Genomic DNA, 15,216 nt, shown 5'->3' with positions numbered 1-15,216 from the left:
CATTTACTGCAAGCAAGACTTTCCTATGATAGCCACAATGTGTCCGCAATCGCTTTCATCCATGCTGGCGAAAGCCTTTTCAGAGAAGCATTACAACCGTGAGAGTGAATTGGGTTGACAGATTGCCTACTCTTAAGTTATTAAGTGAATAGGTTCCATCGGTTCGGACTGTAAAGCTCGAATAGGTGAAGCAGTCAAAAGACTGGTATAAAAGACAAAACTAATATGCACTCAAAAGAAAGCGGTGCCGAAATTCAGGCACGATCGCCCAAGTCTTCTATTGATCTGGCTACGCTCGTAGATCTAATTGCTAAAGCACTTTCACCAAACAACCTGACGGAAAATGCTGACAAGAAAGACCCCAAATACAAGCCAGCATTGATTTTCCAGCCAGAAGACAACCGCCTGAGACTTTGTACTTCAGCCGTTCTTCACCGGTTATTTTCACAGCCGGAATTCAAAAAAGCTTTCAATCCAACTAAAGGTGATGGGTTTATTCAGAACTTGCCAATGCCAGCATACGGCACTCGCTCTCGCATTGGAGGCTGTTTGACTGAAGGCAATGCAGCGAAGTTGCCTGCTGCCCTTGACCGATTAATCGCTGCGATAGACCAGGTAATCGATACTGCTTTACCCCAAGAAGCCTCTTTATCTTCACTGCTGTTAGAGCAACCCATTCAGCAAATTGATCGACTGGCACAAGCAGCGGGTACTGCTTTCAAAAATCAAGCCAACACAGCTAATCTTATCCCCCTAGAATTTCAATCCGCAGATGTTAAGCCGGATAATTCTTCCACAACTGTAGCCAAAGTAATATCAGCAATTGAACGAGTTGAGGCTATTGATTATTTTGAACAAATGTGCAAGGCAGTCAGCCAGCATCTTGTTCAGCGTGACTGTGATGAAGATGACATTGAATCAGCTCTTGATAGTCTAGCTGCGGAACAGGAAAGAGAGGATAGCCAAATCAATCGTTTTTTGAACTTTTTAGATGATGAAGCATTAGCCCGCGTTCGCCTAACAATTACCTTCCAGATTATGGAAGCGATCGCAGAAAATGCCCAGATGCTTAATAAACCGGACTATCAACTATTAGCAGAATACATCAATCGGGTACTTACTCTGTTTGAATCGGCAAAAGAAACCAGTTACACCGTCGATCTAACCGCTCATTTCGGTAATGCTGCTGAATTCGACTTGCTAGATTACTTGAGCAAAGCAATCTTCTATTCCTGTCTTCCGGTTTGGGCTGAATGGAAAACCCAAATTTTTGAGGAAAAAGTTAGAAATCAAGCAGCAACCAGTTCCAGTTATGGCGTTATTCGGGAGGTCAGCTATCGCTTTCGAGTCAACGGACAAAATCCTGAATTGGGCAAACCTGCTTTTGAGGGGCGACTCGATCAAATCAGAGCAGAATTAATTGGCGATAATGAAGTTTCACCTCATCCTTGTCGTCGGTTAGCTGAACTTATATTTTTAGCAGTCGTTGTTCCAAAAGAGGATGAAGCATCGCTAAGTAAAGAATCACTATCGGATTCAGTACAGCAACTCCTTAAAACGCTAAAAACTGGCGGCGTGGCTTCTGTTAGTCAGGTGCTACAGGATTTAGAGAAACGCGCCCCATCAATGGAATTAATTGCAACAGCTTTGATTTCCATACTCCGCACAAAAAGCCAAAAGATTATTTCTCAAGTTCAGCATCGTTCCTCCCAACAATTCATCTGCGTGAACCGAGATATCATCGAGTGGTCGCGATTAGAAGGGGCAGAATCAGGTGTTCGAGATTTACTTGTGGGACCCCAGCAACGTTCTCGCGAACAGGTGGAATGGTTTAAATATATTGAAATTCGCGATCGACCAGAAATGCAGGGGCTTCTATTCTCAGTCAAGGTGAATGCTCAACTTTCTGAATACAATTTAGCAATCAAAGGAAATCCACATTCAATTCAGGTACAGCGGTTATTACCAAAGAAAATTCTTCAAATTTGTTGGGTTCCATGTTCTTCTCAACAAGAAGATGGTAAATGGGTTTACAAATTTGTGGAATCGGCAAAATCAATCAAAGGATGGGTATTACCAGCCGCCATCCAAGTTGAATACGATATTCAAACTTTGAAGCGACGACCAGATCGAAAAGGATCTGAGGAAAGTAAACAGTATCATGCAGCAGCAGTTACTGCATTTATAGTGCTAGTTTACTGCTGCTTATGGCGGATTATCCAACGCTTGAAACAATCTGGTGATTTAGAGCCAGTTGAGTTTACAACTTTGATGCTGCGATTACAAGAAATAGGTAAACAGAGTGATGAAGGAAATGGTGATTCCTATGTTTATGCAGCAGCCCAAGCTCTTGAAGCAATTTTGAGTGAAAACACTCCTATCCGAATGCAAGGGGTTGTTCTTCAAAATCTAGAGAGTAAAAATTCCAAATATATTAAATTGGGCATTTTTAACGCTTTGTTGAGTGCATTTCCCATTGCCATCAGTACACCGACTCCCCCAACAGTTCCGAAAATGGGTTTAATTTCCTATGCAACCCGTCCCTGCGATGAGATAAATTGTTTGAGTGAAGATGAAAAGGGCTATCTTTTTCTAACTCAAAGTTACATTGCTACAGCTATTAATCAACCGTTTTCAGGTTACGAACTCAAGATGGATAGAATGCAGTCAGACGTAGTTGATTCTCCCGAACGGTTGAGAAAACAACGACTGGTGCAAGAAGAGATTGGTTATCTAAAAGCCAAAGGATGCCAGCATATTATTTTATTGTCTCATGCCTATGGCGGTCGTCGAATAAATCGGGCAGCAGATTACAATTCTCCCTTAACTCATAAAGAATTCCTGGAAGAAGTCTTTCAAACTTTCCCCGATTTGACGATTTATACAATGCAGCGGGATGTATTTCCAGCTACGAGATTGCGGAAGCGAAACTCTAATGAAGCCGCCTTTGAAATTTTACGGGCTGGAGACCATACGAGTTTCTTGATGTCTGTTGAAAAAGTTCGCGTGCGCGATGTGATTCCGGTTTATACATTTGCCACACTTTTTGCAATTCAAGAAGCGCAGCGTCCCCAGTCGGGTTTCTGCGTTTATTTCCTAGTATCTGACCAACGGGTTAGCAATATTGACTGGACTGAACGTAGCCGTCAACATTTAGTTAATCCAGAACAGCAGTCTAGCGTTCATCCCTGTTTAATTTCAGTGCTGCGAGGATTGCATTTTATTGAAGCCGAACGAGGGGTTCAAAATGGACAACTGATCCCGGTATTAGACCCCTTTAGTTGGATATCACCTACCACTACTGAAGCGGCTGGAGAAGTGGAAGTTTTGCACACTCGTCGGAAAGGACGAGTATTACTCAGCTACCCTGCCTTACTCAGTCATGTTTCTCAAGTTTTACACCGGAGGAAGTAATGCAATTATCGTTTCTTCGTCAGGCATCTATTTGGGGTCAGGTGTTTGAAATTGCCGTCAAACGCGGGGTTCTGCTGCATCTGATTCATCAAGGATTACTTCAGGATAATCATCCGGTTCTCCAACCTTGGCAAGCGTTCAAGAATGCCGATATTAACAATCAATTGGTTAGAACCTTTCAACTAACAGATACGAATGCCAAAGAATGGGCAGGGACGATGGTGCGTCATCTGCTAGTAATGGGCTATGGTTTAGGCTGGACGGCGATGCGGGAATGCCTCAAGCACAATCCTGTTCGTAAAACAAAGCTGGAAGCAATTTGGTGTCCTCTGGCACTTCCAGGGCAACTATCTGGCAGAGATGAAGAGAAAGAAAAGACGGCTAAGGCATTCCAAACAGCTTTCAATCTACCTGGAAAACCAGATCAGGCTTTACTTTACACAGGAGAACCTGCTAGAGCCGATTTTCTCTTATGGTTATCAACTGAGGAGAACACAGAAGGTAATTTAACGAGTAAATATGCAAGATTTCTGACCCCAAAGGAAAACAAACGTCAGAAATTTGACAACTTTATTCTTTGTCTGGAGTTCTCGTATAACGCACCTGCCAAATTGGCAGACTTTAGAACTGAAACGTCTCACCAACAAGAAATTAATCGCTATGCCCGTTATATGGATGCACGGGGAGTTTTTTCTAAGGTTTGTGCTGAGGTAGAAGGTGAGGAGTTTTCGCTTTCGTCCAAATTGGCGAGTCATTTATCGGCATTTAGCAGTTCTGATAAACCTTTGTTTAAGCTCTGTCAGGCATCATCTTACACTGAACGCCTAATTCACATTTTGCGATCGCGCGATCGCTTAAAGGGAACTTGTAGTGCCAGAGCGATCGCAGTAACATCTAATGGGTTTGAAAGCCTCGCAGCTCATTTCATCGATCAAGAGCCAGAACCAGACCCTAGAGCTAGATTGATGAAATCATTGGGGGAAGCCTATCGAAATGTTCGCAAACTGAGCGATGATGCCCCCGGCGAACTAGAGCAAGAAATTCGTGTAGTGTTCAATAAGTTGGTGCGCTCGCTACCTCCTAATTTCAAGCAGCAAGCGAAGCAAATTGCTCAACTACCTGAATTGGGAGGAGATATTCACTTTCTGTTTCAGGAGAACGTAGAGGGATTTTATAGCCCGATGCAAGAGATTTTACGGGAGGATGCGATCGCCGCCATTGAGGAAACAGCAGAACTGAAGGAGTTTTTTGGTGAAAATCCTCAGTCCCAGTTTGCACTTGCCCTTGATATACAGAGTCAACAAAACGCACAAATTCCATTACGCAAAGTTCATGCTGCCGCAGTCGTTGCAGGTTTAAATGCTGCCAAATCGGGGAGAATAAATGTAATTGCTTTAGAGGGAAATCCGGGAATTGGCAAAACTACGGCTGTTATAGACTTTCTTACTCAACAGTCTGAAGGATTCCTATTTCTTTACGTCAGTCCGCGAGTGGTGATTAATCGAGATGTAACAGCAAAACTCGCTAGAAAAAACGGTAATGCTACTGGTATATTGACCCTAACAAGTAATGCTAATTTAATTGCTTCAGCTTCTAAATGGTACAAGCAACAAATCGAGAAACATGGATTGGAATATCGCCGTATTGATGGTGCTGTTGTTGTTGATGGGATTGAAAAACTCAATTATCCCGATTGCAGTACCATCTTCCTGACCCCCGAAGAGGAACACGAAATTGATTGTAATATTGTCGCCTCTACCCGCTATAAACATTCTCTTTCCGAACGGGAGGACAGCATGGCATCATCTCAGCCTCCGGGTGTCTTACGCACCCTAGCAGGCGCGGCGCGACGATTGCTAGAAGCTAATCCTCTGGTGAATCGTCTAGTCATAACTGCTGCGATTCAAGGCTATCGTTTGCTCGACCAAACAAGTACAGTGGATGCCCTCAGCAATTTGTTTAGAAAAAAAGCGCATACGACTTTGGGAAAAAATGAACGTCAGACCTTTGCGAAGCAAATTCCTACAATTATTGTAATGGTCGATGAATTAGCTGGCGATGGTGCAGGAGCGCCCTTTGTTCATAAGTTAGCCGAATGGTTACACGAACAATTTATTGAACCATTTGAAGGAACTCAATCGCCTTTTAAGGTTGTTCTGATTGTTGCCGATGCCTCGTTGAGCAATGAAATTGTTCTTAATAACTTTCTCAATTCAGGGAATCGCGCTCCTGACAAAGTGCTAATTAGTGCAAGTCAGGGTGAAGCTGCATTTCGGGTAACGGGTACTTATACAAAAGTCGGTCCCAAAAAATACCCGACACTGCACGTAATGACAAATAGCTATCCAGCTTCAAAACTGAACATTGACTATAGTATTCGCCTTTCACTTGTCACACCAGAGTTAATCAGTGATGGCAGAAAGCAGGGAATCCGACAAGCGATTAGAGAACAACTACAAGACAAATTTTTGATGAATGCTTATCAAGAAATCCAAAACGGGTTAAAACAAGGAGCAGAGCAGCTAATCTTCTTTGCCCAAGATAAAACATTTCTCCGTCAGTTGCGTGAGAAATTGACAATGGGAACAGATGCTCTATGCGAGAACGAACAGGTAGCAGTTTTGGATCAAAGCGTGCCACCGCATCAACGCTTGGAACTGGTACAGGAACCACGACGCGATCAGATCCGAGTTTTTCTGATGACTTCTTCAGGGGCGAGAGGAATTTCTTTCCCTAAAACCGATTGGATTATTGCGGCAATTCCCCGCTTCAATATTGAAGCCGCTTTGATGGAAATTGCACAACTGATTTATCGAGGTCGGGGAGAATATACAAATCCAGAAACTAGAGAGAAAGTTTCTGGAGATGACAAAAATCGACGGTTAGTTATGCTCATCAACGATGTTATCGTTGTAGAAGAAGATATCGATCGTCAAAGAGTCTGGTTGCGTCAGGCCAGCGATTTATTGACTTTACTCGTGATGCTGCGTTCTACAATTTACACGCGCATCAAAGGGGATGCCGGACTGAAGCGGCAGCGAATTGCCTTTGTCCCAGTTGGTTCGGTTGGGGACACAGAATTATTGAGCTTGATGTCGGAAGATGTTTGTAGTTTCTTACACGAAGCTACAGTTTTTATGTACGATAGTCCCCATAAAGATGTTAAAGGAATTGTCAGTAAGGCAATGCAGCTAACGAGAAAAATTTTTGCTCGTTTCAAATTGCAAGGTTTAGCACCGGATAAAAATGCTAAGTCTTATGTAGATTATCAAACCCTAGAAGCGATGATCAAGACTGTTTCTCGTCCTTCAAGTCGGTTATTGCCATCGTTGGAAAACGATGCGTTGGTGATTCCAGAGAGCCTAACTTGTATCGGACCGTTTTGGATGGAAGACTGGAGCGATCGCAAAACCGAGGAACGCTTCAGCTTTGAGGGATGGCGAACGGATATTCAGGAAAATAGCAATCATCTTTTAGGATTGCTACGACAAATTTATGAAGGAAATAAGTTTCCACCAAAACTCAAACGTCCGGCAAAAGAATTGCATAAGTTATTGATTCGCGAACAGCAGGAAAGCATCATTGAATACTCAACTATTCAGGCTTTCAAAACAAAAAATATGGTAATTGGTCTACCGCTGGATTATCCCCATTTTTGGAGCGAACAGTTAGAGGATGGGATTGGCGAACAAGTATTAGAAGACGCGGAAATTTGGAGGAATGCACTAGGACGCTCCCTAATACCTCAAGGTTTAGTGATGCCTGTAATAGCACAATATGAATCATTCCCTTGGGTGGCTGTGGCAGGTCGGCGAGTATTTGCACAATTAGAAACCGTTTTCGCCGATCGCTATTTTATGGCATCTAGCGAACTGAATCTTCTCAACACTATCTTGCTTGAAGATGAAGTCGAGTAAAACTTCTAAATTGTAATTAAATTCAAGCCCAAGAAGAAGCAATTTTTACTTCCACTTCTACAGGAACTTGCTGCAAATATACCTCTCCAGATTCTACCATCACTTTTTTGAGAATGCGACTGGTTCTTTTTAAAGTAGTCTGCGGACACTCTAACAGAATCTCGTCATGTACCACACCGATTAATTTTGCTCCAGTCTTGGGTAGGAGTTTGAACAAACGAGCGATCGCCACTTTCAACATATCAGCCGAAGTTCCTTGAACAGGGTGATTTAGCAACTCAGAAAGCCTGGGTTTCTTTGCCCATCGTCTTCTGCGTCCACTAATAGTACGGATTTGCTTGATATCTTCGACGTACACAGTTCTCCTGATGCTGTCATGCCATCTTCGGACTCCAGAATAAGCTTGGAAAAATCGTTTTCTGAACTCTTTAGCTTCCTCCAAAGTTAAAATAACATCGTACTTTTCCTCAGCATAAGCTTGAAGTTTGGCAGCACCCATGCCATAAATTAATCCGAAATTAACTGATTTAGCTATGCGCCTATCCTCTGCCGTTACCTCCTCTAACGGCTTTCCCGTAATCAAAGAAGCCGTTAAAGTATGCAAATCTTCACCTTTAGCGTAGGCATCTAACATTCGGCGATCGCCAGATATTTCAGCGACAATCCTTAGCTCGATTTGGCTGTAATCTGCTTTAATAATTTGATATCCGGGAGCGGCAATGAAGCACGCACGCATTCCCTTAGCCGTACAATTTGTGGGAACGTTTTGCAGGTTGGGCTTATTGCAACTAAAGCGTCCAGAACGCGCACCGCATTGCCGATAGCTGGGATGGATTCTTCCCGTGATCGGGTGAATATGTTTCGGTAATGCCTCAGCAAAATTTGAACACAAAGATGCTAATTTTCGATAATTTAGTAACAACTGGATAATCGGGTATTGGCGAGCTAGAGGAATAAGTTCGCTCTTGCTTGTTGACTTGATTGGAATATTGAAGGCCTGAAGAGCACTTAAAACTTGTACAGACGAGCGGGGGTTTATGGTTTCCACCATCTCTGGAAATAGCGAAAGTTGGGGATTAGGGGCTGGTTTGAGACCGGCTTTTACTAATTCCACCAGCGTAGTCTGTTTTTGAGCTTTCAGTTCCTCCCCCACCAAATGCCATTGTTCTGCATCCAGTAACATTCCATTTAGTTCCATTTGGGCTACAGCAGGCATCGCTTCAAATTCAATTTGGGCGGTTTCTAGTAACCCAGCATTCTGAAGTTTTGAGATGAGGCGCGCTCTAAGTTTCAGCAGGACAGCAGCATCTAAAGCGGCGTATTCTAACTGAGAAGCTGATAGCTTACCTCCGAAATTGCTCGACTGTAGGCTCTTGTCAAGTTTGATTCCTAAAAATTCAAGAGCGAGGGATTGTAGATCGTGGTTTTTCTTGAGTCCCGATCGCAACACCTGGCTCGCTAGCATGACATCAAAAAATGGGCCAGACGGTCTAAGTCCAGCTATTTCTAGTACCTGCCAGTCGAACTTACCATTTTGAAATATTTTGAGCGCACTGCTGTTTAGAAGTGCTTTTAAAGGCGATAATTCGCGATCGGCAAAAGCAGCTAGATCGACAATTATCACTGGGCGTTGGGGAACAGCTATTTGGATGAGTCGGATGCGTTCCGTAAGTGGATCTAGCCCGGTGGTTTCTGTGTCTATGGCTATAACACGAGCTTTCATCAGAGGTGATAGAATATCAGATAGCCTGGAAGAGTTCGCAATCAGCTCGTATTCCACCACAGGCGCTGGGGTATTGTGTGGGGAGGTATTCATAAGAGTAGAGGGATTTTAAGGTAATAGCTTTATTTATAAAATTGACCGCGCTAGCGGGTATTTCACAAACTCCACTATAAACGCAGCATTAATGATTTAATCTATATACAATCTTCTTAAAAAAGTTTAAAAAGCAAATACAGGAGCTTATATTATACCGCTCTTTTCCTTTGTTTGCTGCTCAATCTCAGTCCAAGGTAAAAGCATGGTATTTTCAATCTCCTTTCGTTCATTGGGAGCCAAATAACTATTTTTTAGACACTCTGCTAGCAACAAATTAGCACAGTAATATTTCTTGAGCAAGGCTTCTTGGTTTTTACTAAAATTCCAATCTTTATCATAGTGGCAATTATGTGACATTAAAACACATTTTAATCTATTATTCCATCCTTCGCCGTAAAGTTTCCACCACTCTGTCAAGGTGTGTTCATTAGCATTTAAATCTGGGGCTTCTTCTCGTAGTTTCTCAAACTTTTCTCTTTTATCTGAGTCAATGTTGTCATATTCAAGCAACGATTTAATGGCATAAACACGGCTAATAGTAAGGATAATGGGAGGATCTAAATCACGATAATGGTTAAAAACTTCTGATTTATGAAGAGTTTCTTGAGCTAGTTTAATTGTATAAGCTATATCAAACTTTTTGCGTCCCAGGATACGGGTTAGAATAATGGCAAAGCTAAAAATACAAGTATATTTGAGATCGAGCTCATAGCCAAGCTCTCTCTCAATACTGATTTCAAGATCTATATCCAGAAAAAATGCTCTAACAGCCACTCGCTTGTTTTTACCTTTGCTTATTTGAGATAAGTCTATTGAGTCTGACTGTTCCTTGACCCATCTCAATCTCTCTTGAATTTTTTCGTCTTTAGCTACAAGTTTATCAACCTCCTCTTTTATTAGCCGCAGGAGATATGCACCAGACTTGGCAAGCCCAACCGCTATTATAAAAACTTCTTGCCAGCGTTCGTCAGTAATATGACTTACAAAATATTTTGCAATTTTCTTATATTCATCTGGATCGGGAGTGTAGACAATATGTCGAGCAGTAAAATACTCTTGAAATGCAATATGAGAAAACGAGTAAATCCCTCGTGCTTGTTCCACCAGTATCCCATGTTGAGCCTCAATTGATTTAAGTATTTTTTCACTACTGGTCTCTAAATCTTCTGGATCGGACTCAGCATCTGGTAAATTTTCGATATAATTACTAATATAGTTTTCTACTAACCTATGTTCAAAAAATATTCGATCTTGATTAAACGTCTCATAAGCAATATAACTGAGTAAGTCTCTTTTTCTCGTTAATCCAAAGTTCTTATAAATTTCATCCCGCTCGATATTACGCGAGGTATCCCATCTGATAAGTACAGCATCCATAATTTGTTTATAAAGCTCGAATTTACTTTGAACAGGAAATGCTCCTGAATATTCAAATAGCAAACACAGCAAAGTCAGCGTCAGCGGATTAGCTGCTATTTCATTTATTAGCTTGTTCCTATTTGATCGTAGCTTGTCAAGAAAATTATCGGCTTTTTCTGTGTCTGTTCTCATCTTAAACCATTGCTTGACAAAGCTTTTAATCTGTAGATTGTCAAAATTAGCTATTTCTAATTCAGCAAAATTGTCAAATGTATATTTGAGAGCTGCGATCCTACAAGTTATTATAAATTGATTTGTTGTAAATCTATCTAAAAAAAATTGAATTTCGTTAATTACTCGATGATAATCTTGTTCTCGGACTTCATCCAACCCATCTAGTAAAATTAAGCAGGAACCGTGTTTCAATAATTCATATATTTGAGTATTAGTTACTTCGTAACTAGACATCATTTGACAGATAAATTCTAATAAATCTAACTGACTGCGAACTTCAGCAAACTGTCTTAATGTGACAAAAATTGGGACTAGCTTGTCTTTAAAATTTCCATTAATACATTGAATTGACAAAAACTTCAAATACATAGTCTTTCCGCAACCAGGTCGTCCTAAGACAACCTGCTTGAGATTTTTTTTTGCTGCCTCTAACCCGTAAACTTGCGGTTCAGACTTTCTAGTCGTCAACCTCTCAGAATTTTTATATTCTTCGAGTAGTTCATCAATTCCTATCCGCCTACGCCCGCTAATGGACTCATAGATGCCAACATCTACATAGATGTCTTTCAACGGAACGGGCTTGCTCATATCCAGAACCTGCATTGTCCCGCATCGCTCTAAGATGAGAGGTTTGACCTTTTCGCGTACCTCTTGCACTGCGAGTGCAATATGACCATTGTCTTTCACCTCTGTATCTAGAGCTTTGGCGAGAGTAGTAACCTCTTGCCAATCTACTTTTAAAACTTTACAAATCTTTATAAAACTCTCAGTTGAGACGGGCTGACCCGCAAAAAATTTCCGAACAGTGTCCCTCGCAACTCCTGACTGACTGGCTAATGCTGACTTGCTCTGTCCACTCCGCAAAAGCTCTCCACTCAGTCGCTGAATACCTTGTTCTGATAATTTGTGAGACCTGTTGACCATATTCTTTGCTTTGGCAGTTGACACTCTTCTATTATAGCTGGCAGAATGGAGTCAGGCAGTTAGTCAGGCAGTTAGTCAGTTAGTCAGTTAGTCAGTTAGTCAGTTAGTCAGGTAATAGCCTAGTTAGCAGATCAGTTTCCACTTGCTCCTGACGATTTATTTAGGAGATGTCATGTTAAATCCACTTACATCCAAGGTTCTGCAACAGCAGTCGGCATTGGGGTACTCTAGTTTTTCCAAGAATACCAGCCTGGGTCAAGAGCCAGTCGTGCCGATAGAGCAACAGGTTCACTGTGACCAATGTGGGTTTCAGGGAGCAAAACGCATTTTTCATCACCAGCTAATAGAGAAGTCTTGTCCCCGATGTGACTACTGGCTAGTTATGACGAGCACTGGTCGTGTCGTCGAAACAGGCGGGATTGGAAGTTATGCAAGTCGCAGTATAGGCTCAAAGCGAGACCTTTACCTTCGTTTTCCCTAGAGTGATTAGCAATTTTCCGTTAACTCAAGACCAATTTCGACTGCTTAAGGTCACTAGCAGCACAGAAAAAGCTCCAAAACAAGGTTTTCCCTGTCTCGGAGCCACTAATTATCTAACCTCAAAGGTATCATGTCGAACACACTCTCAAATCAAAATTATTCTGATCTTCCAGAGGGCAAGCTGCACAGTCAGCACTCGTTCAAAAGGTATCGCTTCAACCCAACAACCCTCCGCGAACTTCGCCCGTTTTTTAAACTCGACAACTTCCACGGACTTTACCAAGTTCTAGAAGATTGGTTTTTGATCGGGTTAGCAATCGCTTTGTCTATAGGAGCCTGGGAAAACGTACCTATCATCCTGGCATTCCCAATCTACCTCATTGCGGTTATCATCATCGGCGCTCGGCAGAGGGGTTTGGCTAATCTGCTACATCAAGCTACGCACCTGACCCTAGCAAAGAACAAGCTTTTTAACTTCCTGCTAGGTACATTGGCGTCTGGCTATCTGGTTTTGCAGAGTTTTACAGGCTACACTTTTAGCCATGTCCTCAACCATCATCCCTTACTCGGAGATCCTGAGTTAGATGGCAATTATGTTCGGCTCCAACAAAATGGAATGTATGGAGAAGGACGTTGTGCCGAGAATACCCGAAGCTACCTGAAAAATATATTTCATCTCGCAACGACATGGAATTATGCTCGTTACTTGGTGAAAAACAAAATTTTCAACTCCCATGAAGCTTTGTGGGAACGGTGGATGAGGCTCACTTACATAACGGTTGTGATTGCAGGTATGTTGTTTTTAGGATGGGGAAATTTGTTACTTTTTTACTGGATTATCCCTTTTCTAACAACAGCCAACTGGGTAGGAAATTTTGTCGAAGTAGCTGAACACTATCCTCTCATGGTAACTGCGCCTAAAGTAGACATTTACATGAGTCGTAACCGCTTGCTTAATCCCGCTTGGTGCTTGTTATTAGGCGTACATAACGAGCATTTTCACCTAATTCACCATCTTTTCGAGCGCATTCCTTTTTGGCATTTGAAGACAGCACACAAAGTCTTAATGCAAGATGAGGTGTATGCGTCGTTGAACCAAAGCCAAGGATTCTACGCATTGCTGACTCAAATTGTTGTACCAACCAACCACAACTAAGCCTGAATTCTTAATTGACTAAACTACCTCCCTAAAATATTTACCATTGGAAGTCACTGCGTAAATATTTCAGGGAGCTTTTTTCAGTAAAAAGTCGGAATTAATGTAGCAAAGTTTGTGTAAGTGTGAGATTCTACGTCGCTAGCGATTGATTTATTTCTATAGCTCCGCCGATAGGCGGTAGTTTAATTACGACTATCGGATGAAACGGCTGCTCGTTCTCCCTAGCTACGCTGAATTGTTGATTCTTACTACTTTGTAGCTACAGGATTTATGAACGAGCCAAACAATATCTATGGCAATGAACCCGGTTACAGCGCTGATGGCTATGCTGTTAGCGGCTATGAAAGTAACCCGTGCGAGTCCTCCCTTAACGGATATCGAAGCAACGGTTATAGCAGTCAGCAAACTGAGGGTTACGGGGTTCCAGACTACTTTGCTGATGGCTATCGAGAAAACGTTTTTGAAGGCGATTTGAATTTAGCAGATACTCCGTGGACGGAGACGGCTGCTAACCCTAACCCCTATTTTGAGGGAGGGGCAAATGACGCTAATTCCTATCAAAATCAAACAGCTACTTCTCATTTCGACGGCGGTGACTTAGAGCTGTAGTGCTTCAGATTGCAGGCTACAAATCGCCTGTATGAAACTTCTCATTTCGGCGACGATGACTTAGAGCTGCAGTGCTTTACGCCGAGGCTGCTCCATGTAAAGCCTCGGTTGACTGCTTTATTTATTTTAAGAAGCGCAATTGCAGCCTCATCAAGTTTGGTGGGTTCCTTTTTCCCACTTAATTGCTTAACTTTTCTACCGTATCCTCAACCAACAACCAAAGTTTTTTGCACAAACATGAGAAGAATATTATCAACAAGATTCTGGCAATTATCAGTATGGTTATTCTCTCTAGTCTTAATAGTTTCCATTTTGTTTGAGCAACCAATATTTGCTATAGCACGAATTCCTGCTGATACAACTGAAATGCCAACCAAAATTTTAGAAATACCAGGGATGGACAGGCAAGGAAATCCTACTTCAGTTAACGCCCTCTTGCCAGATTGGACACAAATTTCTTTTTCTCAAATGCCACCCATCAGTCAATCTGGAAGCCTTTCAGCGGGAGAGTACAAGCAGGCAGTTGGCTATGATTTGAGCCGAAGTTGGACAGCAGGGCAAACTCCTGACCAGTACATCATGTTGGGCGATATCAGCCAAGCTTTGCAACCAGAATTGCTATCGTTCGGTTTTGTCGCGCAGCAAGCTGGTCTGAATTTAGATAGCGTAGCTTTAAGCGCATTTACTTTAGTTGCCAAGCAGTCGTTAAATCAGTTAGTTCAGGCTATCCCTCTTCTCGGTCAATTTAAAGTCGCAGAGATTGCGCCGGTGGCGGGACTTCTAGCAACAAAAGCTGCTGGCATTGATGTAGCCGATCGCACTCTAGAGCTGGTTCTCAGTTCCAATCCACAATTAGGTCAGTTGAAACTGGGAGAAATTGACCTCTCTCAGTATTCAATATCTTCGATTCCGAACTTAAGCAGCGCTCAACTTGGCGCGTTTTCAGATTGGCAAACGACCTTAATTAAGGACGTACCCGGGCTGAATGCTTTACCTCTGTCTAGCTTTCCCAATCCAATAGCAGAATTTGGCAATTTAGTAATGAGAATTGATGCGATTTATGGCCCCGCCGAGCGACGGCGAACTAAGACGATATCAGGCTCAGACGTTCAGGGATTCTCAGTTAACTGCCAAGAAAATGATTGCGCTTACATCGAACTAGACGATCTGGAGAATTCGGGTCGGAACGCTCGCGGTTCGCTCGAAGGCAAGCAATGGATTAGCGGTAAGCTGTTGCACATTTAAACTGTGATACAAGCATTACCCTTATTTTTGATTTTGCGACCCCATTTAATTATTAA

At 42.3% G+C, this 15,216-nt stretch carries 7 protein-coding genes; 5 read left to right on the top strand and 2 right to left on the bottom strand.

Features of this window, described 5'->3' with window-relative positions; translation table 11 throughout:
* Positions 1-225: 225 nt before the first annotated feature.
* Positions 226-3,414 carry a hypothetical protein gene (locus tag QT996_RS21535; RefSeq protein ID WP_333048784.1) on the top strand — a complete coding sequence of 1,063 codons (3,189 nt, stop codon included), beginning with the start codon at positions 226-228 and terminating at the stop codon, positions 3,412-3,414.
* Positions 3,414-7,331: a helicase-related protein gene (locus QT996_RS21530; protein WP_333048783.1), complete on the top strand. Its 3,918-nt coding sequence runs from the start codon at positions 3,414-3,416 to the stop codon at positions 7,329-7,331. Before QT996_RS21535 ends, QT996_RS21530 begins: the two co-directional genes overlap by 1 nt.
* 22 nt (positions 7,332-7,353) lie before the next feature.
* Here the strand turns inward: QT996_RS21530 and QT996_RS21525 are convergent, their stop codons facing one another.
* Both QT996_RS21525 and QT996_RS21520 read right to left on the bottom strand, forming a co-directional pair.
* Positions 7,354-9,147, bottom strand: a complete 1,794-nt coding sequence (locus tag QT996_RS21525) for a bifunctional 3'-5' exonuclease/DNA polymerase (RefSeq protein ID WP_333048782.1) — start codon at positions 9,145-9,147, stop codon at positions 7,354-7,356.
* Between the two features lie 147 nt (positions 9,148-9,294).
* Positions 9,295-11,667 carry an NACHT C-terminal helical domain 2-containing protein gene (locus QT996_RS21520; protein WP_333048781.1) on the bottom strand — a complete coding sequence of 791 codons (2,373 nt, stop codon included), beginning with the start codon at positions 11,665-11,667 and terminating at the stop codon, positions 9,295-9,297.
* Positions 11,668-12,277: 610 nt separating this feature from the next.
* On the opposite strand from QT996_RS21520, the gene QT996_RS21515 reads away from it, so the two are divergent.
* The 3 genes from QT996_RS21515 (at position 12,278) to QT996_RS21505 (ending at position 15,160) form a co-directional block, all read left to right on the top strand.
* Entirely contained in the window at positions 12,278-13,303 is a 1,026-nt protein-coding gene (locus QT996_RS21515) for a fatty acid desaturase (protein ID WP_333048780.1), read from the top strand.
* A 273-nt stretch (positions 13,304-13,576) separates the two neighbouring features.
* Entirely contained in the window at positions 13,577-13,915 is a 339-nt protein-coding gene (locus tag QT996_RS21510; RefSeq protein ID WP_333048779.1) for a hypothetical protein, read from the top strand.
* A gap of 366 nt (positions 13,916-14,281) precedes the next feature.
* A complete protein-coding gene (locus tag QT996_RS21505) occupies positions 14,282-15,160 on the top strand; it encodes a hypothetical protein (RefSeq protein ID WP_333048778.1) in 879 nt (292 codons plus the stop codon).
* The last annotated feature ends 56 nt before the right edge of the window (positions 15,161-15,216 follow it).

Source organism: Microcoleus sp. S13C4 (genome assembly GCF_036700865.1).
GTDB lineage: Bacteria > Cyanobacteriota > Cyanobacteriia > Cyanobacteriales > Microcoleaceae > Microcoleus.
The sequence above is the reverse complement of the archived record's forward strand: the minus strand, read 5'-3'. Positions and strand labels throughout refer to the sequence as shown.

Excerpts from the sequence above, each read along its gene's own strand:
- QT996_RS21535 (WP_333048784.1), top strand. The coding sequence starts at position 226 with ATGCACTCAAAAGAAAGCGGTGCCGAAATTCAGGCACGATCGCCCAAG.
- QT996_RS21530 (WP_333048783.1), top strand. The coding sequence starts at position 3,414 with ATGCAATTATCGTTTCTTCGTCAGGCATCTATTTGGGGTCAGGTGTTT.
- QT996_RS21525 (WP_333048782.1), bottom strand. The coding sequence starts at position 9,147 with ATGAATACCTCCCCACACAATACCCCAGCGCCTGTGGTGGAATACGAG.
- QT996_RS21520 (WP_333048781.1), bottom strand. The coding sequence starts at position 11,667 with ATGGTCAACAGGTCTCACAAATTATCAGAACAAGGTATTCAGCGACTG.
- QT996_RS21515 (WP_333048780.1), top strand. The coding sequence starts at position 12,278 with ATGTCGAACACACTCTCAAATCAAAATTATTCTGATCTTCCAGAGGGC.
- QT996_RS21510 (WP_333048779.1), top strand. The coding sequence starts at position 13,577 with ATGAACGAGCCAAACAATATCTATGGCAATGAACCCGGTTACAGCGCT.
- QT996_RS21505 (WP_333048778.1), top strand. The coding sequence starts at position 14,282 with ATGCCAACCAAAATTTTAGAAATACCAGGGATGGACAGGCAAGGAAAT.